Below are 20,774 nucleotides of genomic sequence, written 5' to 3'. Positions count from 1 at the left end.
CTTCAAGGCTTCAGCAAATCCACCTCCATCTTTTCTATGCGACACAGCTTGGTCTCATCGTTCCAGCTTCACTTATAGTGAGCCTATTGGGTTACAATTTGCTAAAACACTCCTTGACAAGACCTCCTAATATGTCTTGTTACTGTTCAAAACAAGTCTTTCTTAGAGCTCTGACGAATGGTGACTGGCTTCGCGGGCATGCTCCAGCTTGTCCAGATAATATTCTCGCTGTTCTTCCACCTCGTGGATAGTCGGCTCATCCTTCTGCCCATGAACTCGGACAATTTTAGCAGGAATTCCGACGACAGTCACATCACTAGGTACGTCTGCCACGACAACTGCTGCAGCACCGACCTTGGCATTTTCACCGATTTCCACTGGTCCGATAACTTGGGCATGGGCCGATATGAGAGCTCCTTTACGAACCGTCGGATGTCGTTTGCCAACATCCTTACCAGTCCCACCGAGAGTCACTCCATGATAGAGCAGAACGCCTTTTTCAACAATCGCCGTCTCTCCAATCACCAAGCCTGAACCGTGGTCGATAAAGACACCTGAATCAATCTGGGCACCTGGATGAATCTCGATTTGAGTCCAAAAGCGCCAAAACTGACTGTGCATACGAGCCAGGAGTTTAAAGCCATGCTTCCAGAGAAAATGCGAGAGACGGTGGGCAGCCAAGGCCTTGACACCTGGATAAGTCAGCAAAACTTCCAAACTGTTGCGTGCCGCTGGATCATTTTCTTTTACAATATCAATGGTTTCGCGCCACCATCCCATACATTTCTCCTTTTCTTATTCTGAATCTTTTGGCGTATCTGTGAATTCTTTCTTAGGTTTGTGGTCCTTGTGATGACGTGGACGGTGAGGTCGCTCAGACTTTTCGCCTTTTTCATCATGCTCAGGTTTTGGCGGACGAGGAAGAAGTGCCTTCATAGAGGCATCGATACGGCCTTTTTCATCAATCTTGATAACCTTAACATCGACTTCATCACCGATAGCTACCAAGTCCTCGACACGGTTGGTGCGAGTCCAAGCCATTTCCGAAATGTGCACAAGTGCATCTGTCTTATCAAAGAGGTTGACAAAGGCGCCAAATTTCTCGATACGAACAACTTTAGCATGGTAAACTTCATCCACTTTGGCTTCACGAACCAAACTAGCAATGATTTCTTTGGTACGGTTAATAGCATCTTGGTCGCTCGAGTAGATAGACACATTTCCTTCTTCGTCGATGTCAATCTTAACACCTGTTTCAGCGATAATCTTGTCGATGGTTTCTCCACCCTTACCGATGACAATCTTGATCTTGTCTACATCAATCTTGATGGTATCAATTTTCGGAGCAGTTGGAGCCAATTCTGGACGAACTTCTGGAATCGTTGCTTCGATCACATCAAGGATTTCAAAACGTGCTTTCTTGGCTTGGGCAAGGGCTTCGGTCAAAATTTCTGCAGTAATCCCTTGAATTTTGATATCCATTTGAAGGGCTGTAATCCCGTCACGAGTACCTGCAACCTTAAAGTCCATATCTCCAAAGTGATCTTCCAAACCTTGGATATCGGTCAAGACTGTGTAGTTATTTCCATCTGAGATGAGACCCATGGCAATTCCTGCTACTGGCGCCTTGATTGGCACACCACCAGCCATAAGGGCAAGCGTTCCTGCACAGATAGAAGCTTGAGAAGAAGAACCATTTGATTCCAAGACCTCAGCTACCAAGCGGATAGCGTATGGGAATTCTTCCAAACTTGGCAAGACTTGAGCAAGAGCACGCTCACCGAGAGCACCGTGTCCAATTTCACGACGACCTGGCGCACCGTAACGGCCAGTTTCCCCTACAGAGTATTGTGGGAAGTTATAGTGGTGCATAAAGCGTTTCTTGTACTCTGGATTCAAACCATCGATGATTTGAGTTTCACCCATTGGCGCTAAGGTCAAGACAGAAAGAGCCTGAGTTTGGCCACGAGTGAAGAGACCAGAACCATGTACACGAGGAAGATAGTCAACCTGCGCATCCAAAGGACGGATTTCATCGACTTTACGACCATCAGGACGAACCTTGTCTTCTGTAATCAAACGGCGTACTTCAGCGTGTTCCATTTGTTCCAAAATTTCAGCCACATCACGCATGATACGGTCAAATCCTTCGTGGTCTGCATATTTTTCTTGGTAAACAGTAGTGACTTGGTCTTTGACTGTTTGAGTTGCAGCTTCACGAGCCAATTTTTCTTCTACTTGAACCGCTTTTTGGAGGTCACTGTTGTAGGTTGCGATGATTTCAGCCTGTAATTCAGCATCCACGTGAAGCAATTCCACTTCTGCTTTTTCCTTACCAACTGCCGCAACGATTTCTTCTTGGAAAGCAATCAATTCTTTGACTGCTTCATGCCCTTTAAGAAGGGCTTCCAACATGATTTCTTCAGACAATTCTTTGGCACCAGACTCAACCATGTTGATAGCGTACTTGGTACCAGCTACTGTCAATTCGAGAAGCGAGCGCTCTGCTTGTTCTTGACTAGGGTTGATGATAATTTCACCATCCACATACCCCACTTGTACCCCAGCGATTGGTCCGTCAAATGGAATATCTGAGATAGACAATGCCAAAGATGAACCGAACATGGCTGCCATTGGTGCAGATGCATTTTCATCATAAGAAAGCACAGTGTTGATCACTTGCACTTCGTTACGGAAACCTTCCGCAAACATCGGACGGATTGGACGGTCAATCAAACGCGCTGTCAAAGTCGCATCTGTTGAAGGACGTCCTTCACGTTTCATAAAGCCACCAGGAAACTTCCCAGCCGCATACATTTTTTCTTCGTAGTTGACTTGAAGTGGGAAGAAATCCCCAGTTGCCATTTTCTTAGACATAACGGCCGCAGTCAAGACAGTTGACTCACCGTAACGCACAACAACAGCGCCATTTGCTTGCTTAGCAACCTGACCAGTCTCTACGATTAACTCACGACCCGCAAAAGTCGTTTGAAACACTTGTTTTGTCATTTTAATCCCCTTTGGATTGATGAAATTATACGCCTTGCCTACAAAGATCAAGATACTAAGGTCGCAAAAAGCAAAGTAAAAATAGGAAACTGGCGAAGTCTTCGATGAAGACAAGACAGTTTATCTTTTTTACACAGCTTTTCGGCCGAGTTCAATTACTCATGATAGCATAGATTGACGCAGTGTGCGATACACACCAGGAAATCTATCTTTTTCACTAGGGATTTAGCCCGTGTTCAACTATCTAGATACTTTGAAATATCTAAGAATAATATTCTCTAGAATCTGTCTATTTTTGTTAGATTTAAATTGCTAAAAATCTTTTTATACCCTCATCTTTGTATCAAGTACGTACAGAGTCTATTTTATCATATTTTTCTTAAAAAGTGCGGGCTTTTCTTTTAAAAAGGAACCATTCCCCTCAACTGAGAAGAATGGTTTGCTTTTTATTATCCTAAAGACTGATGATTAAACAAAGCATGGGTTGCTTGGTGGATGTATTTAGCTGTTTCAGCATTGTTCATGGTGTAGAGATGCACACCTGCGACATCCTGAGTTACCAAGTCCACGATTTGATCCACTGCATAGGCAAGTCCTGCTGCTCTGAGCGACTCAGGGTCATGCTCATACTTGTCTAAAATGGCCTTAAATTTGCGTGGAAGATGGATATTCTCACACGTTTTCAAGAGACGAAGGGCTTGATTACGGTTCAGAATCGGCATGATACCCGCATGAATGGGAACATCAATCCCTGCCAAGATACACTTGTCCTGAAAATCATAGAAACGCTCATTGTCAAAGAAAAGTTGCGTTACAAGACTTGAGCAGCCTGCATCTACTTTCTTCTTGAGATTTTGGATATCTAAGATCTGGTTTGGCGAATCAGGGTGCCCCTCTGGATAGCAAGCTCCGACAATTTCAAAATGCGGTGCTTGTTCCTTGATGAACTCGATCAAGTCCGTTGCGTAGCGGAAATCCTTTTGTGGCTCCACATCAGGGATGATATCCCCACGCAAGGCCAGGATTTTTCGCACACCAACCTTATCCAAGTCCGCAAGTGTCTCTGCAACCTTTTCCTTGGTCAGATAGATAGCTGGCAAGTGGGCAATGGTTGGAATCGCCAAGTCATTCTGGATAAAGTCAGCCAAACGAACCGTTGTTTCCTTGATATTGAATTTATTATTGCTGGCAGTCACACTGATAAAGTGCGGTGTCAGCTCCCGCATATCCTGCAAAGCTGAAATAATTTTATCATTACCCACAGCTGGGTTTGGAGGGAACACTTCAAATGAGAGTGACGGTGTTTGGCGTGACATATGTAATAACCTTTTCTAGTTGATTTCTTTTTGAACAACCATTGTATGGAGAGAAATCTAATCTTACAATTTCTCACGTGCAGCTTTTGCAGCTTCTACAAGGCGGATCAAGCTTTCTTTTGTTTCTGGGATACCACGTGTTTTCAAACCACAGTCAGGGTTGATCCAAACTTTCTTGCTTGGTACTTTAGCAAGGATAGCTTCGATGGTGTGGTCGATTTCGCCTTCATTTGGCACACGAGGAGAGTGGATATCGTAAACCCCAGGTCCCACTTCTGTTTGGAAGTTTTTCGCTTTGAGTTCGTCCAAGATTTCAAGGTTTGAACGGCTCGCTTCAAAGGAAATAACGTCCGCATCCATGTTGTCAATAGCTGGGATGATATCTGTAAATTCTGAGTAACACATGTGAGTGTGGATTTGTGTGTCTGGCGCTACTGTAGAGTGTACCAAGCGGAAGGCTGGAATTGCCCAGTCAAGGTAGTCTTCGTACCAGTCGCTGCGACGGAGTGGCAATTTCTCACGAAGAGCAGCCTCGTCGATTTGGATGATTTTCACGCCTGCAGCTTCAAGGTCAAGAACTTCATCCTTGATAGCAAGAGCGATTTGAAGAGTGGAATCCTTGATCGAGATGTCTTCACGTGGGAATGACCAGTTAAGGATGGTAACTGGCCCAGTCAACATACCTTTGACAGGCTTGTCAGTACGGCTTTGTGCATAGCTAGACCACTTCACAGTGATTGGGTTGAGACGAGTGACATCACCCCAGATGATTGGTGGTTTAACCCCACGCATACCGTATGATTGTACCCAACCATTCTTAGAGAAGAGGTAACCTGACAAGTTTTGACCGAAGTACTCAACCATGTCGTTACGCTCGAACTCACCGTGTACAAGCACGTCAAATCCAACTTCTTCTTGCCATTTGATCCATTCGTCGATAGTTTCAGCAAGGAAAGCGTCGTATTCTTCTTGTGACAATTCACCCTTACGGTAAGCCAAACGTTTAGCACGAACTTCCTTAGTTTGAGGGAATGAACCGATGGTTGTTGTTGGAAGAGCTGGAAGTTTAAAGGCTTCTTCTTGGATCGCTTCACGTTCTGCAAATGCTGGCAAACGAGTGTAGTCTGCATCTGTCAATCCAGCGATACGAGAACGAAGTTCAGCATTTTCACCCACACGTTCAGTCGCAAAGAGTTCTTTGTTTGCTTCAAGAGCTTGTTCACCTTGACCGTTGCGGATAGCATCCAAGTCACGGATTTCATCCAATTTTTCAACTGCAAATGCAAAGTGGTTCAAGATAGCTGGTTCAAATTCTTCATTAGCAGTTGTAAATGGCACATGAAGAAGTGAGCATGAGCTTGTCAAAACGATATTTTCAGCTGGGATTTGCTCAAGAACAGCCAAGCTCTTTTCGTAATTATTGCGCCAGATGTTTTTACCATTGACAATCCCTGCATAGAGAGTCTTGTCAGCTGGGAAACCACCTTTAACGAGTTCAAGAGTTTTCTTACCTTCAACGAAGTCAAGTCCGATAGCGTCAACTGGCAAGTTTACTAGATCAGTATAAACGTCGCGGACGTCTCCGAAGTAAGTTTGAAGCAATACTTCAAGACCTTTCTTATCAGCCAAGAGTTTGTTATAAAGGTTCAAGAAGAGCGCTTTTTCTTCAGCAGTCAAGTCTTTTACAAGAGCAGCTTCGTCTAATTGGATACGTGTCGCACCAAGTTCAGCTAATTTCGCAAAAACTTCTTGGTAGGCTGCTACTAAGCTATCTACGAAGTCTTCTGCTTTCACGCCTTCTTCAAAGTCTGACAATTGAAGGAAAGTAAATGGACCTACAAGGACAGGACGAGTGTTAAGGCCAAGTTCTTTGGCTTCTTGGAACTCATCAAAAATCTTGTGACCAGCCAATTTGACTTGAGTGTCTTTTTCAAATTTAGGAACGATGTAGTGATAGTTAGTGTTAAACCATTTCTTCATTGGAAGGGCACGAACATCCCCTTTTTCACCTTGGTAACCACGCGCCAAAGCAAAGTAGCGCTCAAGGTCAGACAAGTCCAAGTTTTGAACGGATGCAGGCACCACGTTGAAGAGGAAGGCTGCATCGAGGAAGTTGTCATAGTGAGAAAAGTCATTTGATGGGATTTCAGTGATGCCTTTTTCTTTGACAATGTTCCAGTGTTTGGCACGCAAGTCTTTCGCTGCAGCAAGGAGTTCTTCTTCTGAGATTTCTTTTCTAAAGTATTTTTCAGTTGTAAATTTTAATTCGCGGAATTCACCCAAACGAGGGAAACCGATGATTGTAGTTGACATGATGTGTCCTCCAAAATTTGTTGTTGAAACTATCTTAACAGAAAAGAAAGGGTCTGTATAATTGTAAATAATTAGGCTTTGATATAGTTTGAAACTATATCTATCCTTCAGACCAAAGAAAAAGACTTGAGATCAGTGTCTCAAATCCTTTGTATAGCTTGTTTTATGTTGTATTTTAGTTGAAATTCTCAAACGAGTTATTGATGATTCTTATAAGTGACTATGACTTGATATTAGAAAAGACTATAGGTCAGTTTAATCAACTTTTTTCCTGTTCAAGTGGTACGACTGCTAGTGTCTTTCCTAAACTGGCTAAGACTTTTAAGACCGTATCCAACTGAGGACTGGTCTTTCCTGTCTCCATCCTAGCTATAACAGGCTGGCTCACTCCACTGAGTTCTTCTAGTTTTTTCTGACTGATACCTTGCTCATGTCTAGCTTCTATCAACTCACTCATGATAGCCACTCGCATATCACTTTCAAGGATTTCCTCCTTGGTAAAGAGTTCAGATCGGATATCTTTCCAATTACTTCCAATGGCACTATTCTTCATCACTTACCCCTCTTTCTTTTATTTCCTTCAGTTCACGCTTGTTTTTTTAAATTATAACTTAAAAGTTATTAAAAGTAAATCTTAATACCCATAAAAAGAAGACCTTAGAAAAATTCTAAAGGTCTCATCTTTATTGTTCGAAAAAATTATGAGAAGAATTCTAAATTAGAGATAATCCTTACTATTACTCCAACTCTATCCCCTTCTCTCGGAGATTAGCCAGACACTCCTCATAGTAGGCAGCATCATGCTCACTATAGATGGGCTTGCCTAGCTTCTCCTCTGCTAAGTCTTGAAAAGGAGGGCAGGTCTTGCCACGGTAGTTCTTGTCCAGCCATTCTGGACTGACATTGTAGCCACGGCCAGCCATCTCCTCCATGATCAAGCGATGATAGGCATAGAGACGATAAGACGAGTGGGTAAAGACATAGTCCACCGTCGCATGCTTTCTGCCCCAGCCATTACCACGCAAGGCGCAGCATTCTCGATGCTGTCCCAAGAGTTGAGGACGGGGAAGTTGTGAAATCAAAGCCTCATGCCAAAGTCTCATGGGAGTCTCCTTTCAGTAAAGTCGAATGTTGCAAGTAGGTATTTGGATAGCGATCAAGCAAGTCTCGAGTCTTAGCAATCAAGTCTTCCTTAGAAGCCTGACCAAAGCGGTAGCGATCCAGCAAGAGCATATAGTCTTTACGCTCGGCATCTGTCGCTTTCTTTTTGAAATAGCCCCAAATATGCTGAAAGGCATTGCAAACCTGACCCCTATGCTCAGGAATTTGGCAAGCACGGTCAATCAGTTCTTGAACATGGCTGACCTCCACCACTTCATTCTTGAGATATTGGCGAATCTCATTGTAAATATTGCTGGAATGGCTCAAAACGAGGTATTTGTTCCTAGCCCAGAGTTGTTGGCAAAGGGCACGTTGGTTGTTATTATTCATAATTGGCATTATACCATGATTACTCCAGAAACTCTGTCATTTTTATATCATAAGCATTTTGAAGGTTGAGCCAAGTTTTCATCGAAATATTAGTAAGCTTCTCTAACTTCTGAGCAAGATCATTACTAATTGACTCCTCGCCTTTCACTAATTTACCGAGCTTCATTTCAGAAATTCCTAAACGCTCCGAAAATTCTTTGTGCGTTAGGTTATAATCTTCAATCAACTCTCCAACATACTGACCTGGATGAAAAGCAATCAGGTCTTTGCATTCAACAATTTCATTACTCATAGTGATTGTTGACCTCCTCTATTTTTAGGATTTCGATTTCTTGCTGACTAGAAATAACTCCAAGAGTATCAGTCCTATAAATCACTCTCCAATTTTTTATCCTTGTAGGATTGAATCCTGTCAAATAATATGGCCAAATTAGAATATCCTTGCATCATTTCATGTTTTTTTACAAATTCCCAGCTTCCTTCATAATCGTCTGCTGGGCATCTACTTTTAAAAAATGCTAAAATCTCATCCAATCCCTCGTCACCTTTTTCATCATAATGGTCAACGAAATCATCAGCGGCATCCTGCTTTTCATGGTCTGGTAATAATTTTTCAAATAAAACATGCTCTAAATTGACAGAATTATAAAATACATAACAAGAAACTTGTGTTCTATTAATTTTAAGTGACTCACCTTCTTTTATCAACTTAGTAAGTTTTCTAGACTTTCTTTGTCTTGTCTCTATTATCTCATCTTTCTTTTCTCGAGTCGGAAATAATAGTCTTTGAGTTTGTAAATCATATTGAAAAGAATCTTTTGGGTCAATAGAACTATCAACAACCAGAGACGTTGGATTTATGTATATTCCATCAGTGTCTGTGACAAAAGCAGCAAAAAGTAAATCTTTTGCTTTTAATTTTTCTTTATTCAAGGTTTCAGTAATTTTATCTCTTGCAATTTGGGGACCCGATGAGGAAGAGTATTTCCTGTCAGAAAAAACATCTCCGTGCATTACCTTTAATGTAATATGCATCTGATCTAATTGTTCTACTAATGAATCTGTCACAAAACCTACTACAGTTTCATCAGATTCACCCTCTACGAATATTAGGATAACCTTTCTACTTTTATTTACCAAGTTTCATACCTGCCTTTCTCAAAGCACGTTTGATTTTAGTATTAGATACTCCTTGGTACAGTTCTTCTGCCTGACCTCCAACCTGAATAGCTCGCAAATAGGTATCTCTCAAATTATTACTTGGTTTTATACCTGTAAGTCTAATATAACGATTTGTAGGAGAAGTTGTTGAAAACACAACTTTATAAGAAGGAAGCTTCTCTAAAACACGCAAATTATGAGAGGTAAAAATGAGTTGTCCCTTAGCGCTTTCAGAAAAAATTTCAATTAGTTCTCCAAGCAGATATTCAAATACTCCAGCATCCAATTCGTCTATAATAGCTATAATATTTTCCTTATTATAGACCTCTACCAAGAATCCAAGCATACTAATAATCTTACGTATACCTTCTGATTCATGTTTTAAAGAAAATCTCTTACCTGCACGATTAGAAATGAAGTTGACTTTTTTATATTTTTGTCCATCTGAATGGGTCTCTGTTTCACCAGTTTCCATTTCAAGTGTCAAGTCAGGTATAATAATAGGTACAATTTCATTCAAATAAGTAATTGTCCCATCATATACTGGATAAAGTTCTTCAGGTATTGAAAATCCTCCATTTTGAAGAGACATTGGAATAATTCCTTGAAAGCTAAGATGAGATTCACGGTTATGATAGTTGATTGTCACTGGAGTGACTTCACCGCCTGTCATACTAGATAGTTCCTGATTAAATATCCTTAAATTTTGACAGAATTCATCCATTACTCCATATATTTCAATAAGAGTAGAAAGTTCTTGCTTTCCTGATGCAGTAATGAAAGAACGTAATTCATTTGAAAAAAGAAAGGAACGATTGTCATCGGTAATAGTTTTTGTTAACACACTAATCGCATCTTTCCCCATAATGCTTCTTTGAGATTTTAAAGTCCCTGTGTGTTGAGGTTTCACAGAATCAAAATTACTTCCCTCATACTCATATCTCATTAGATAACGATATCTAGCACCACTTTCTAAGGGTCTATAGCCAATCTCTTCTTTTATTACTATTATATCTTGACTACCTGTTGGCTCACTTGCAGCAAGCTTTACTTTATACCAAATATTATAACGCTCTGGGACTTCTAATTCTAGCGTAATGTTATTTTCACCCACTTGGTCTATAGCATTAAAGATACCCTTTTTATGCGGTGGAATAGAGCCACCTCTCATTAAAGCAGCCAATACTTCAAATACATCTACAACTGCAGTTTTCCCAGATCCATTCTGACCGTAAATACCCGTAACATTGATAAAGTCTGATTTATTCTGAAAATCTATCACTCCATATTGAACGTTTTTTATGTTTTCTATAACAATACTCTTTAACTTCACCATAGATTTCAGCTCCTTATTTTTCCATTTTAATCTATTATAACAAAAAAAGTCATTTTGTATGACTTTTTTTGTTATAATTTTTAAAAAAGTTTGTTTTATTTTTAAAAAAAGGAAATTCCCCTACTCCACCTTCACCTGTCCATTCATCAACATTGGCAAGAGCCAATCACGAAGTTGGGTGAGTTGTTTATTCTCTTCGATTAAATTAAGTTGCTGTTTATCAATTACTTCTAATTTTTGATTAATCTCAAATAATAATTCCAACGGAATTGCTGGGACTACAATTTTGTTCATATTTTCTTGATTAATTTTCATTTGAATTGAACCTGTTTTAATTTTCATAACCGAAACATCCTTCAATAGCATCATAAGAAGTTTACAACTATGATTCTTAATTGGTTCTAGAACATGAGCATGATTGTTTACCCAATTTTTTCCTGAAATACGTTGTAAAATAGGGGTTCCTTTCTCAGTCATTACAGAACCATCTTCAGCCATTAAAACATAATCTCCGTCAAAAATATAATCATTGACATAATCCATTATGCCAGTAGCACCATAGTACGGTATTTCCCCTTTTACAAGCTCTCTGTCATTACTAGATAACGGAACTCTTTTTGAGTCATGGCATATTGTAATATCCCCCAACTTCTCCACTCCCCATCCCTCAGGAATTTCGCGTTTGAGTTCTGGGTGATAAACCATCTGTCCGCCTGATGATTTGTAGGGGTTACCATTCTGATCTGGGAAATCAAACTGCACAAACCAGTAGTCATATAGGGTCTTAGCCATGGCTTCCAACTCTTGGTTGATTTGGTTGTTAACACTTATCTTATTATCAAGTGATGTTAAAATTTTAACTATTGATCTCTGAAATCTCACACTTTCCGGTATGTAAATTTTGTAATTCTTTATGTCATTAGAATTTAAATTCTTTCTCACACCTGATGATAATTTTCTTAAAGCATCATATTGTGTTTTTAAATAGTAATAAACATATTCAACATCTGCCAATTTTGAATCTAGTTCTATATTACAACAAGCCTGATTTGTTGTCATCGGTGCTTTTATTATTGAAAGATTTCCTCTAGTCTTTCCTTCTCCATACATAGCAATAGATATGGTGTTCTCAGGATAAATTCTTAAGCTAGTTTGTTCTAATGCTTCTTTTGAAATTTTTGTATTCGTATCAAAAATGTACTTTTCACCTAGTTGATCTGTTTTTAGCCAAGGAATAATTGGATTTTCCCAAAACTCTTTATTAGACTTTAGAGGTGTTAGACCACTCGAAACCCTAATAGACAGTTCTCCTATTGTCTTTTCTTTCCACTCACTCATACTTCAACCCCTTCATTTGCTCTTCAATCTCCTGCTCCAATGCATGCGATTGCTGGAAGAGGTCTGAGAGTTTGTCTTGAAAGGCGGTCATCTTGACTTCAAACTCTTCTGCTGTGATATCCACATAGTCTATCTTGATGTCAAAGTATTGACCAGCACTGAGAGAGTAATTTTTCTCCTTGATGTCCTCATAAGAGACGGTGACAGAAAAGTCCTCGATGGCTTCTTTCTTGATAAAGGTCTCGACGATCTTCTGCTCTTCCTCAGGAGACAACACAGTCTTTTGGTTCTTGCCTTCCTTGACCTTGGTTCCGAGATTTGAGGCATCGATGAGGACAACATCGCCCTTATTTTTCTTATCGATAAAGAGGATGGAGACGTTGGTACCTGTCGTCGCAAAGATATTGGACGGCATAGAAACGACACCAGCTAGCATTTGATTGTCCACCAAGTATTGACGGATAGCCTTATCAATCCCTGATTGGGCTGTGATAAATCCTGTTGGCAAGACAACAGCTGCTTGACCATCCGGCTTCAAGGAGTAGATGATATGCTGAACAAAGAGCTCGTAAATCGCCATCTTGTCCTTAGACTTGGCTGGAACTTTTGGCACTCCAGCAAAGAAACGCTCACTGGCTTCTGGCAAGCTTTCCACTCGGTCACGCCACTCTGAAAAGTCCAGCTTGAAAGGCGGGTTAGACACGATATAGTCCATCTTTTCAGGATGACGATTGGCGATGATGGTATTTCCCTGTACGATATTATGGATGGAGTGTTGCAGTCCATTCAAAATCAGATTGAGACGGAGGAGATTAGATGATTTTTGCGAGATATCCTGACTATAGACAGTGGTCTTATCCACACCGATACGACTAGCCAGATTCATGAGCAAGGTTCCCGAACCAGCTGACGGGTCATAGATCCGCACGTTTGATGGTTGGTCATTTCCCACCAAGATATCAGCGATAATCTTTGCCACAGAGTGAGGTGTGTAGTACTCGGCGTACTTACCGCCGCCATCTTTGTTGTAGTCCTTGATCATGTACTCAAAAAGTGTAGAGAAAAAGTCGAAACCTTGTGAAAAGATGGTCTCATCGAACTTCACGCGCGTAAGGAGATTGATGATAGCTTTTGCCACCTCGTTACGCTTACTACTATCTGAGATGGTATCAGTAATCAGGCGCTCATCAAAGAGACGAATTGCCGTATCTCCGTCCGTATGAACAGAGAAAATATCGTTATTGTCAATGGCGATTTGGTTGAGGGTGTTCTCAAAAGTTTCGTAGAAAGTCGCCTCGTTTTGCTGACGGTGAAGCGTTTCGATCAACTGGCCTGGCTTGAGCCAAGCTGTGCTGGTACCGATATCCTCTAAGAGCCAGTCATAGTCTTCCTCACTCATGGTCAGTAAATTTTCATAGGTATTGGATTCATCTAGTACCTGTGCTTGATATAAAAACTTATCATTTAAAAATTTGTAGAGGAAAGACTGGGTGAGAAGTTTGTACTCACCCGCTTCTCCTCCTAGTCCTGCATGGGTAAAGACGGCTTTTAAATCATCTACCAAGTCTTGGACTTGGACCTTGTATGTTTCATTCATTAGTGTTGGTATTCCTCTTCATATCCTTCAAATAGCGATTCAACCAATCTATCAAAATCTTGTTTGGCCATATTGCTAGCTGATTGGTTTTTCTTCATTTCTTTTCGGGCTTGCTCGCGAATCATTCGCTTTAGGTATTCCTCATTATCTAGAACCCCTTGATTTTGACCGATTCTATGGTCTAATTTAACCTTAGAACCTTTGATGACATGGTAAATAGCAGGAAATTCACTGACCACAGTCGAGTTGGTCACATGCTTGTATGAACGAGCTGCCATTTCATCTCCGTTAAAGTTCATGGTCAATCGTCTCATACGAGTATAATAATCCTCCACTGACTTAAAAAGTTCTTCATAGTCTTTTTGTGTTTCCTTGATATTTTCCATCGTATAGCCTTCTTGGCCATAGATAAAATGTTTTTGCATGATACGTTGGAATTCTTCGTAGAGAGAAACCCACTCAGGATCCTTTTCATCACGCTGTTTTTTAATCTTACCAGCTACCCGACGTCTCCAATCCTCCAGGTCATTAGCTGCTAGGCGAAGTTCTTCCTCTGCAATCTTGACAAAACTAAAACTGGTCTCAGACATCGCTAAATTTAAGAGCGTTTGACTAGAAAAGTCAGCTGGTTTATCAATCAAGGACAGTGTCAGCATCCGTCTAGAGAGGATATTGAGCAAGATTGCGACCTGAGCAATGTCAATCTGCTCGATCAAGTGATGGTAACCAAGGAGACGAGCAATATTGTAATACTGCTTGATAGACTCCAAAGCTTTTCGTAGATCGATTAACTGCTTTCTATCCTTGATATCATTGATAGCTTGGGAAAAGTATTCCAGATTATCTGTCGGATAGTCAAGCAAGATTAGCTCAGTCTTCCTTAATTCATGAGAAATCTCGTCTGCAGGGACAAAGAGCGAGCCAAAAATATCCTCTCCATTTTCCCCTGTCAAGGCCGTATCATACTCTTGATTGAGTTCTTCCAGATAGGCACGATTGGTCCTATCAAACTCTTTCGAAATATCCGCAAAGTCGATGACATAGCCAAATAGATAGTCCTTGTATGGACGATTGACACGGGTTAGAGTCTGTAAAAGGTTATGAGCCTTGATTTTACGCCCTAGGTAGAGACGTTTGAGACGCGGAGCATCAAAACCTGTCAAGAGCATGGAGTAGACGATGATAAGGTCAATTTTGCCTTCTTTGTAAGCATCTACCTTGTCTTTCTTTTCTTCCTTATCTCCCTCATCATGGAGAATCAATGCAGATGTCAAGTTGATTGTTCCAGCTTTACGACGTTTTTCTAATTGCTTTTCAAGCTCACGCGCCTGCTTTGATGAGTCACAGACGATCATGCCACCAATCGTCTGATCATCAAAAATTACATCACGTGCACGATTAAAGTCCTCGATGATAAAGTCTAACATAGGTTCTACATAACGAGTGTGAGCAAAGATATCCTCCTTGGACAAGCCTCCACGTTGGATCTCTTCATTGATGGATCTGAGATTGTCTTTATAAGAAGTCTCGATATCTTCTCGCATCAAACGTAGGGTAAAGCCATCATCGATAGACTGGTTGTAGTAGTATTTGTGGATATAGTCCCCAAAAATATCACGTGTGGTCGCATGATTTTCCTTGGTCTTGCCATCTTTCTTATAGGTGATCAATGGAGTTCCAGTCAAGGCAATCTTGATTGCATTGGTGTCTGCCTGATAGAGATTTGGTAGGTAGGAACCGCGTTCATTATAAGAGCGATGGGCTTCATCGATAAAGTAGATATTTTGACGATTGAGGTCATAACCAGAGCGGTCAGTCAAGTCTGAATTATCCTTGAACTTCTGGATATTGACCACAGCGACATCATAGCCATCTTGTTTTTGATTGAGCTCTTGAGGGCTGTTGATACGCTTAACCTTGAGCCCTCGTTTGGTAAATTCTTTAAAGGCTTGGTCTGCCAGATCCAAACGATCCACGACAAAGTAAAACTGAGGGACAATTCCCTGTTTTGAGAAATAATTGGTCAGATAGCGGATATTGAAGAAAGCCAAGGCTGTCTTCCCTGAACCTTGTGTATGCCAGATAACTCCCTTCTTAACACCTTTTGCAATTGTTTCTTCAATGGCACGTGTCGCAAAATACTGAGGGTAGCGCATGACATGCTTCTGCAGTTGCATCTGACCTTCCTTGCTCTCTTCCTCTACATAGACTAGTCCAAAACGTAGCATAAAGAGCAGGCGTTCTTTCTGATACAAGGAGGACAGAAAGGCATTGCAAGGTGTGTCAGGGTTTAGGTTTGTTTTGAATTCTGGCTGGGACTTGAGGGCAAAGTGGTTCATGTCATCTAAAACGAAGTCGATTTGGTCCTCTGTTAAGGTTGCTAAGGAATGAAGAAAATCTTCTTCTCTTTCTTCCTTGAAAGCATTAAACTTGGTTTTTGAATAGGCATTTGAACCGTAGTAAGAGCCCTGTTTCTGTTGACCTTGTCCACTGATATAGGGCAAGTTATCAGACAGAGCTATCAACTGGGTGATATTGTTAAAACGGCGGAACTTGCGATTTTCAAAACGTTGTCTAGTTCTGTCTTGCTCCGACTGAATTCCTGTTTTCCCATCTCGAATCGCATTTGGCTGTTTCACTTCGATATAAGAAAGAGGCAGACCATTGATAAATACGACAATGTCAGGACGGAATTCATCCTGGCCGTTTTTACAAGTGACTTCAAGCGCTAGATGAAAAGTATTGGCTTCAGGGTTTTCCCAGTCAATATAAACAGTATCTTCCTGACCTTGCAGGCGTCTAAAGAAAGAACGTCCCAAGTCATTTTGATCTAGTTCCAACTTGATATTGGCCAGTTCTCTCTCAAAGTCTTCCTCTGTCAGGTAGTTGTTAAATTTTAAAAATTGCTCCTTAAAAACAGATACGAGGATATTGGTATCTGGATCACGTTCTGCAATCTCCTTCCCATTACGGGGAAGATAGGTATAGCCCAGTCTCATAAGGTGTAGAGCTGCTGGAATTTGTACCCTCGTTAATTCAGAAAAATCTTTTTTCTTTGCCATCAAAAAACCTTTCTTATTCTGTTAAAGCTTTCATATCATGATGTCCTCAAATTATACACTAGTCTTAGTATAACATATTTAAAGTTAAAAACCTATCAGCTATCCTCTAACACAATACAGTCATTTCCCCCTTCTTTTATCAAAATATGATATAGTAGTATCATACTATCTATAAGGAGTTTCTATGTCACAGCATAAGCAAATGAAAGCTGTTTCTCCCCTTCTACAGCAAGTCATCAATATTTCGTCTATCGTCGGGGGAGTCGGCACCTTGATTTTCTGCATTTGGGCCTATCAGGCGGGAGTGTTACAGTCCAAGGAAACCCTATCGGCCTTTATCCAGCAAGCTGGGATTTGGGGGCCACCACTCTTTATCTTTCTACAGATCCTACAAACCGTCGTTCCGATCATTCCAGGTGCTTTGACCTCAGTGGCTGGGGTCTTTATTTACGGGCACATCATCGGAACCATCTATAATTATATCGGCATCGTGATTGGCTGTGCCATTATCTTTTACCTCGTGCGTCTCTACGGGGCTGCCTTTGTCCAGTCCGTCGTCAGCAAGCGCACCTATGACAAATACATCGGCTGGCTAGATAAGGGCAATCGTTTCGAGCGTTTCTTTATCTTTATGATGATCTGGCCAGTTAGCCCAGCTGACTTTCTCTGCATGCTAGCTGCTCTTACTAAGATGACCTTCAAGCGCTATATGATTATCATCGTTTTGACCAAGCCCTTTACCCTAGTGGTTTACACCTATGGCTTGACCTATATTATTGATTTCTTCTGGCAGATATTTTGAGAATAGAAAAATCCGTTTGGTTTCCCAAGCGGATTTTTCGAACATAGACAGACTATTGCTTGATACTAAATATACTTTGTTATGGAAATCATTCCTATTTTCGCGAGTGAAGCGAGAACTTACCTAGACTTTCCGCCGTGATAGAAACACCTGAAATCTAATGGTTTCAGGTGTTCGGAAACTTTGAGATATTAGGCTCAAACTTTAGGTATGGAATTTCGAAGAAAGTCGCTACCGTCCGTAATCACTTAAGGAAAGGCTCGAAAAACATTGTCTTCAAAGAAAACATCCGTTTGGTTTCCCAAGTGGATTTTGTGGTTTATTTTGAAACTTCTTTTGCAAGGACAAAGTTTCCAAGTGTAGCGGAACCATTTCCTGCGACTGCTGGCGTCACGATGTAGTCACGCACGTCTGGTACTGGTAGGTAGCCGTTGAGAAGAGCAGTGAACTTCTCACGCACACGGTCCAGCATGTGTTGTTGGGCCATGACTCCACCACCAAAGACGATCACGTCTGGACGGAAAGTCACTGTAGCATTGACCGCAGCCTGAGCGATATAGTAGGCTTGAACGTCCCAGACAGAACTGTTGAGTTCGATGTTTTCACCACGAATACCTGTACGAGCTTCGAGACTTGGACCAGCCGCAAATCCTTCCAAACAGCCCTTGTGGAAAGGACAAACGCCGTTAAATTCTTTCTCCACATCCATTGGGTGTTTAGCCACATAGTAGTGACCCATCTCAGGGTGACCCACACCACCGATAAACTCACCACGTTGGATGACACCTGCACCGATTCCTGTACCGATAGTGTAGTAGACCAAGTTTTCGATACGACCACCAGCATTGTTACGGGCAACCACTTCACCATAAGCAGAGCTGTTTACGTCTGTAGTGAAGTACATTGGCACATTTAGGGCGCGACGGAGGGCTCCAAGCAAGTCTACATTTGCCCAGTTTGGTTTCGGAGTTGTTGTGATAAAGCCATAAGTTTTTGAGTTTTTGTCGATATCGATCGGACCAAATGATCCGACAGCAAGACCTGCAAGATTATCGAATTTTGAAAAGAATTCGATGGTTTTATCGAGGGTCTCGATAGGAGTTGTTGTAGGAAATTGTGTTTTTTCTACAATGTTAAAATTTTCATCTCCGACAGCACAGACAAACTTTGTACCGCCTGCTTCTAAGCTTCCGTATAATTTCGTCATGATAAACCTCTTATCTTTGTTTTCTCTATTATAGCACATTTTGAAAGTCTACATTTCTCTATTTTTTAGATTTTCCTCTGTAAATCTTACCATTCAAGCAAAAACGAACAAACATTCATTTGTTCGTTTTTAGATTTGATTTTTGAAGAGGATTAGGCTTTCACTTCGATGATCGCGTCGCCCTTGACAACTGAACCACTTGCGACTGGTGTCACAGAAGCGTAGTCAGCTGTATTGGTAACGATAACCATTGTTGTGTCGTCAAGACCTGCGGCAGCGATTTTGTTTGAGTCAAAGGTTCCAAGAACGTCACCTGCTTTGACCTTGTCGCCTTGAGCAACTTTTGCTTCAAAGCCTTCACCGTTCATAGATACAGTGTCGATACCAACGTGGATCAAGATCTCAGCTCCATTGGCTGTCTTCAAGCCAAAGGCGTGACCTGTTGGAAATGCGATAGATACTTCGGCATCAGTTGGTGCGTAAACCACGCCTTGGCTTGGTTTTACAGCGATCCCTTGTCCCATTGCACCACTTGAAAAGACTGGGTCATTAACATTCTCAAGAGCAACCACGTCTCCAACGATAGGAGTTTGGATTGTTTCGTTTTGAGGAGCTAGTGGAATGTTGCCAGTTGTTTCTTCCTCAACCAAGCGCTCTGTTGCCACTTCAGTAGCAACTTCTTCTTCGTCCTCGTAACCAAACATGTAAGTAAGTGCAAAACCAAGAACGAATGATACAGCTACCATAAGAAGGTATTGGAGCAATTGACCATTCCCAACGTAAAGCATTGTACCAGGGATGATGGTGATACCATTACCAGTACCAGCAAGTCCAAGGATTGAAGCCAATCCACCACCGATAGCACCAGCGATCAATGAAAGGAAGAATGGTTTACGGAAACGCAAGTTTACCCCGAAGATAGCAGGCTCTGTAATACCGAGGAAGGCAGAAAGAGCAGCTGGGAAAGCAAGTGTTTTCAGTTTAGGATTTTTAGTTTTGACACCAACGGCAACAGTTGCAGCCCCTTGAGCTGTCATTGCTGCAGTGATGATAGCGTTGAATGGATTGACATGGTCAGCAGCAAGCAATTGCACTTCAAGCAAGTTGAAGATGTGGTGCACACCTGATACGACGATCAATTGGTGAACCCCACCGATGACCAAACCACCGAGACCAAATGGCAAACCAAGAATCGCTTTTGTTCCGAGAAGAATGTAGTTTTCAACAACGTGGAAGACTGGTCCGATGATGAAGAGTCCAAGGATAGACATAACCAAAAGTGTCACGAATGGTGTCACCAAGAGATCCAAGACATCTGGAACCACTTTGCGGAGTGCTTTTTCAAACTTGGCTCCGACAACCCCGATGATGAAGGCTGGAAGAACGGAACCTTGCAAACCAACAACAGGAATAAAGCCAAAGAAGTTCATAGCCGTTACTTCACCACCTGATGCTACTGCCCAAGCGTTTGGAAGCGAACCAGAAACCAGCATCATACCAAGGACGATACCAACGGCTGGATTTCCACCGAATACGCGGAAGGTTGACCATACAACCAAACCTGGCAAGATGATGAAGGCTGTATCTGTGAGGATTTGGCTGTAAATGGTAACATCTTCTGGAAGTGTCATTCCAAGAGCGTTCATGAGACCACGAAGACCCATGAAGAGACCAGTCGCTACGATAACTGGAATGATTGGCACGAAGACGTCACCGAAAGTACGGATAGCACGTTGGAACCAGTTTCCTTGTTTAGCAGCTTCAGCTTTCATGTCTTCTTTTGAAGATGTTGGCAAACCAAGTGCAACGACTTCGTCGTACATCTTGTTTACTGTACCAGTACCAAAGATGATTTGGTATTGACCTGAGTTAAAGAAAGCTCCTTGAACTTTATCCAAGTTCTCAATCACTTCCTTATTGATTTTCCCTTCATCTTTGACCATGACACGTAGACGAGTCGCACAGTGGGCTACACTGTTGACATTTTCACGTCCGCCAAGGGCTTCGATGACCTTTTTTGCAATATCCTGATTGTTCATTTGCAAAAATCTCCTTATAAAAATTTTGTTCTTGTTTGAAAGCGATTTTATTCGCCCTACGACTATTATTTTATCATGTTTCTAAAATATGTCAAGCGTTTTG

Annotated in this window: 15 protein-coding genes and 1 pseudogene; 1 reads left to right on the top strand and 15 read right to left on the bottom strand. The window is 41.4% G+C overall.

The window, feature by feature from the left end; genetic code table 11:
- Positions 1-162: 162 nt before the first annotated feature.
- The 13 genes and pseudogenes from cysE to HMPREF9184_RS02570 form a co-directional block, all read right to left on the bottom strand.
- Complete coding sequence (gene cysE / locus HMPREF9184_RS02630) at positions 163-780, bottom strand: serine O-acetyltransferase (protein ID WP_000539962.1); 618 nt, start codon at positions 778-780, stop codon at positions 163-165.
- A 15-nt stretch (positions 781-795) separates the two neighbouring features.
- Positions 796-3,009 carry a polyribonucleotide nucleotidyltransferase gene (gene pnp / locus HMPREF9184_RS02625; RefSeq protein ID WP_000166404.1) on the bottom strand — a complete coding sequence of 738 codons (2,214 nt, stop codon included), beginning with the start codon at positions 3,007-3,009 and terminating at the stop codon, positions 796-798.
- Positions 3,010-3,458: 449 nt separating this feature from the next.
- Positions 3,459-4,325, bottom strand: a complete 867-nt coding sequence (metF, locus tag HMPREF9184_RS02620) for a methylenetetrahydrofolate reductase [NAD(P)H] (protein ID WP_000089961.1) — start codon at positions 4,323-4,325, stop codon at positions 3,459-3,461.
- 63 nt (positions 4,326-4,388) lie between these two features.
- Positions 4,389-6,638, bottom strand: coding sequence for a 5-methyltetrahydropteroyltriglutamate--homocysteine S-methyltransferase (gene metE / locus HMPREF9184_RS02615; RefSeq protein ID WP_000108184.1), 2,250 nt, complete (start codon positions 6,636-6,638; stop codon positions 4,389-4,391).
- A gap of 259 nt (positions 6,639-6,897) precedes the next feature.
- Positions 6,898-7,191, bottom strand: coding sequence for a helix-turn-helix domain-containing protein (locus tag HMPREF9184_RS02610; RefSeq protein WP_000797736.1), 294 nt, complete (start codon positions 7,189-7,191; stop codon positions 6,898-6,900).
- A 184-nt stretch (positions 7,192-7,375) separates the two neighbouring features.
- A complete protein-coding gene (locus tag HMPREF9184_RS02605) occupies positions 7,376-7,741 on the bottom strand; it encodes a TIGR02328 family protein (RefSeq protein WP_001241803.1) in 366 nt (121 codons plus the stop codon).
- The gene (locus HMPREF9184_RS02600) at positions 7,725-8,129 is read right to left on the bottom strand and encodes a YbgA family protein (RefSeq protein WP_033585935.1); all 405 of its coding nucleotides are present in this window, start codon (positions 8,127-8,129) and stop codon (positions 7,725-7,727) included. The genes HMPREF9184_RS02605 and HMPREF9184_RS02600 overlap by 17 nt, the downstream gene beginning before the upstream one ends.
- A 22-nt stretch (positions 8,130-8,151) precedes the next feature.
- Positions 8,152-8,421: pseudogene (locus tag HMPREF9184_RS02595) on the bottom strand (HigA family addiction module antitoxin); the annotation flags it as partial.
- Between the two features lie 74 nt (positions 8,422-8,495).
- Positions 8,496-9,197, bottom strand: a complete 702-nt coding sequence (locus tag HMPREF9184_RS02590) for a hypothetical protein (protein ID WP_156790125.1) — start codon at positions 9,195-9,197, stop codon at positions 8,496-8,498.
- Positions 9,198-9,258: 61 nt separating this feature from the next.
- Positions 9,259-10,626: an AAA family ATPase gene (locus tag HMPREF9184_RS02585; RefSeq protein ID WP_000239840.1), complete on the bottom strand. Its 1,368-nt coding sequence runs from the start codon at positions 10,624-10,626 to the stop codon at positions 9,259-9,261.
- Positions 10,627-10,746: 120 nt separating this feature from the next.
- Positions 10,747-11,964 (bottom strand): restriction endonuclease subunit S, encoded by a 1,218-nt coding sequence (locus HMPREF9184_RS02580; protein ID WP_000005892.1) that lies wholly within the window; start codon positions 11,962-11,964, stop codon positions 10,747-10,749.
- Entirely contained in the window at positions 11,957-13,561 is a 1,605-nt protein-coding gene (locus tag HMPREF9184_RS02575) for an HsdM family class I SAM-dependent methyltransferase (RefSeq protein ID WP_001006414.1), read from the bottom strand. The genes HMPREF9184_RS02580 and HMPREF9184_RS02575 overlap by 8 nt, the downstream gene beginning before the upstream one ends.
- Positions 13,561-16,623, bottom strand: coding sequence for a type I restriction endonuclease (locus HMPREF9184_RS02570; protein WP_001074789.1), 3,063 nt, complete (start codon positions 16,621-16,623; stop codon positions 13,561-13,563). Before HMPREF9184_RS02570 ends, HMPREF9184_RS02575 begins: the two co-directional genes overlap by 1 nt.
- A 184-nt stretch (positions 16,624-16,807) precedes the next feature.
- Between HMPREF9184_RS02570 and HMPREF9184_RS02565 the strand changes: the two genes are divergently transcribed.
- Complete coding sequence (locus HMPREF9184_RS02565) at positions 16,808-17,425, top strand: TVP38/TMEM64 family protein (RefSeq protein WP_000077673.1); 618 nt, start codon at positions 16,808-16,810, stop codon at positions 17,423-17,425.
- A 319-nt stretch (positions 17,426-17,744) separates the two neighbouring features.
- On the opposite strand, the gene scrK is transcribed toward HMPREF9184_RS02565, so the two are convergent.
- Positions 17,745-18,632: a fructokinase ScrK gene (gene scrK, locus HMPREF9184_RS02560; RefSeq protein ID WP_000164285.1), complete on the bottom strand. Its 888-nt coding sequence runs from the start codon at positions 18,630-18,632 to the stop codon at positions 17,745-17,747.
- Positions 18,633-18,784: 152 nt separating this feature from the next.
- On the bottom strand, positions 18,785-20,671 hold the full coding sequence (locus HMPREF9184_RS02555) for a sucrose-specific PTS transporter subunit IIBC (RefSeq protein ID WP_001064515.1): 1,887 nt from the start codon (positions 20,669-20,671) through the stop codon (positions 18,785-18,787).
- Between the last annotated feature and the right edge of the window lie 103 nt (positions 20,672-20,774).

It is taken from the genome of Streptococcus sp. oral taxon 058 str. F0407 (genome assembly GCF_000235485.1).
Lineage (GTDB): Bacteria > Bacillota > Bacilli > Lactobacillales > Streptococcaceae > Streptococcus.
The sequence above is the reverse complement of the archived record's forward strand: the minus strand, read 5'-3'. Positions and strand labels throughout refer to the sequence as shown.

Coding starts and splice junctions, on each gene's coding strand:
- cysE (WP_000539962.1), bottom strand. CDS start 780: ATGGGATGGTGGCGCGAAACCATTGATATTGTAAAAGAAAATGATCCA.
- pnp (WP_000166404.1), bottom strand. CDS start 3,009: ATGACAAAACAAGTGTTTCAAACGACTTTTGCGGGTCGTGAGTTAATC.
- metF (WP_000089961.1), bottom strand. CDS start 4,325: ATGTCACGCCAAACACCGTCACTCTCATTTGAAGTGTTCCCTCCAAAC.
- metE (WP_000108184.1), bottom strand. CDS start 6,638: ATGTCAACTACAATCATCGGTTTCCCTCGTTTGGGTGAATTCCGCGAA.
- HMPREF9184_RS02610 (WP_000797736.1), bottom strand. CDS start 7,191: ATGAAGAATAGTGCCATTGGAAGTAATTGGAAAGATATCCGATCTGAA.
- HMPREF9184_RS02605 (WP_001241803.1), bottom strand. CDS start 7,741: ATGAGACTTTGGCATGAGGCTTTGATTTCACAACTTCCCCGTCCTCAA.
- HMPREF9184_RS02600 (WP_033585935.1), bottom strand. CDS start 8,129: ATGAATAATAACAACCAACGTGCCCTTTGCCAACAACTCTGGGCTAGG.
- HMPREF9184_RS02585 (WP_000239840.1), bottom strand. CDS start 10,626: ATGGTGAAGTTAAAGAGTATTGTTATAGAAAACATAAAAAACGTTCAA.
- HMPREF9184_RS02580 (WP_000005892.1), bottom strand. CDS start 11,964: ATGAGTGAGTGGAAAGAAAAGACAATAGGAGAACTGTCTATTAGGGTT.
- HMPREF9184_RS02575 (WP_001006414.1), bottom strand. CDS start 13,561: ATGAATGAAACATACAAGGTCCAAGTCCAAGACTTGGTAGATGATTTA.
- HMPREF9184_RS02570 (WP_001074789.1), bottom strand. CDS start 16,623: ATGGCAAAGAAAAAAGATTTTTCTGAATTAACGAGGGTACAAATTCCA.
- HMPREF9184_RS02565 (WP_000077673.1), top strand. CDS start 16,808: ATGTCACAGCATAAGCAAATGAAAGCTGTTTCTCCCCTTCTACAGCAA.
- scrK (WP_000164285.1), bottom strand. CDS start 18,632: ATGACGAAATTATACGGAAGCTTAGAAGCAGGCGGTACAAAGTTTGTC.
- HMPREF9184_RS02555 (WP_001064515.1), bottom strand. CDS start 20,671: ATGAACAATCAGGATATTGCAAAAAAGGTCATCGAAGCCCTTGGCGGA.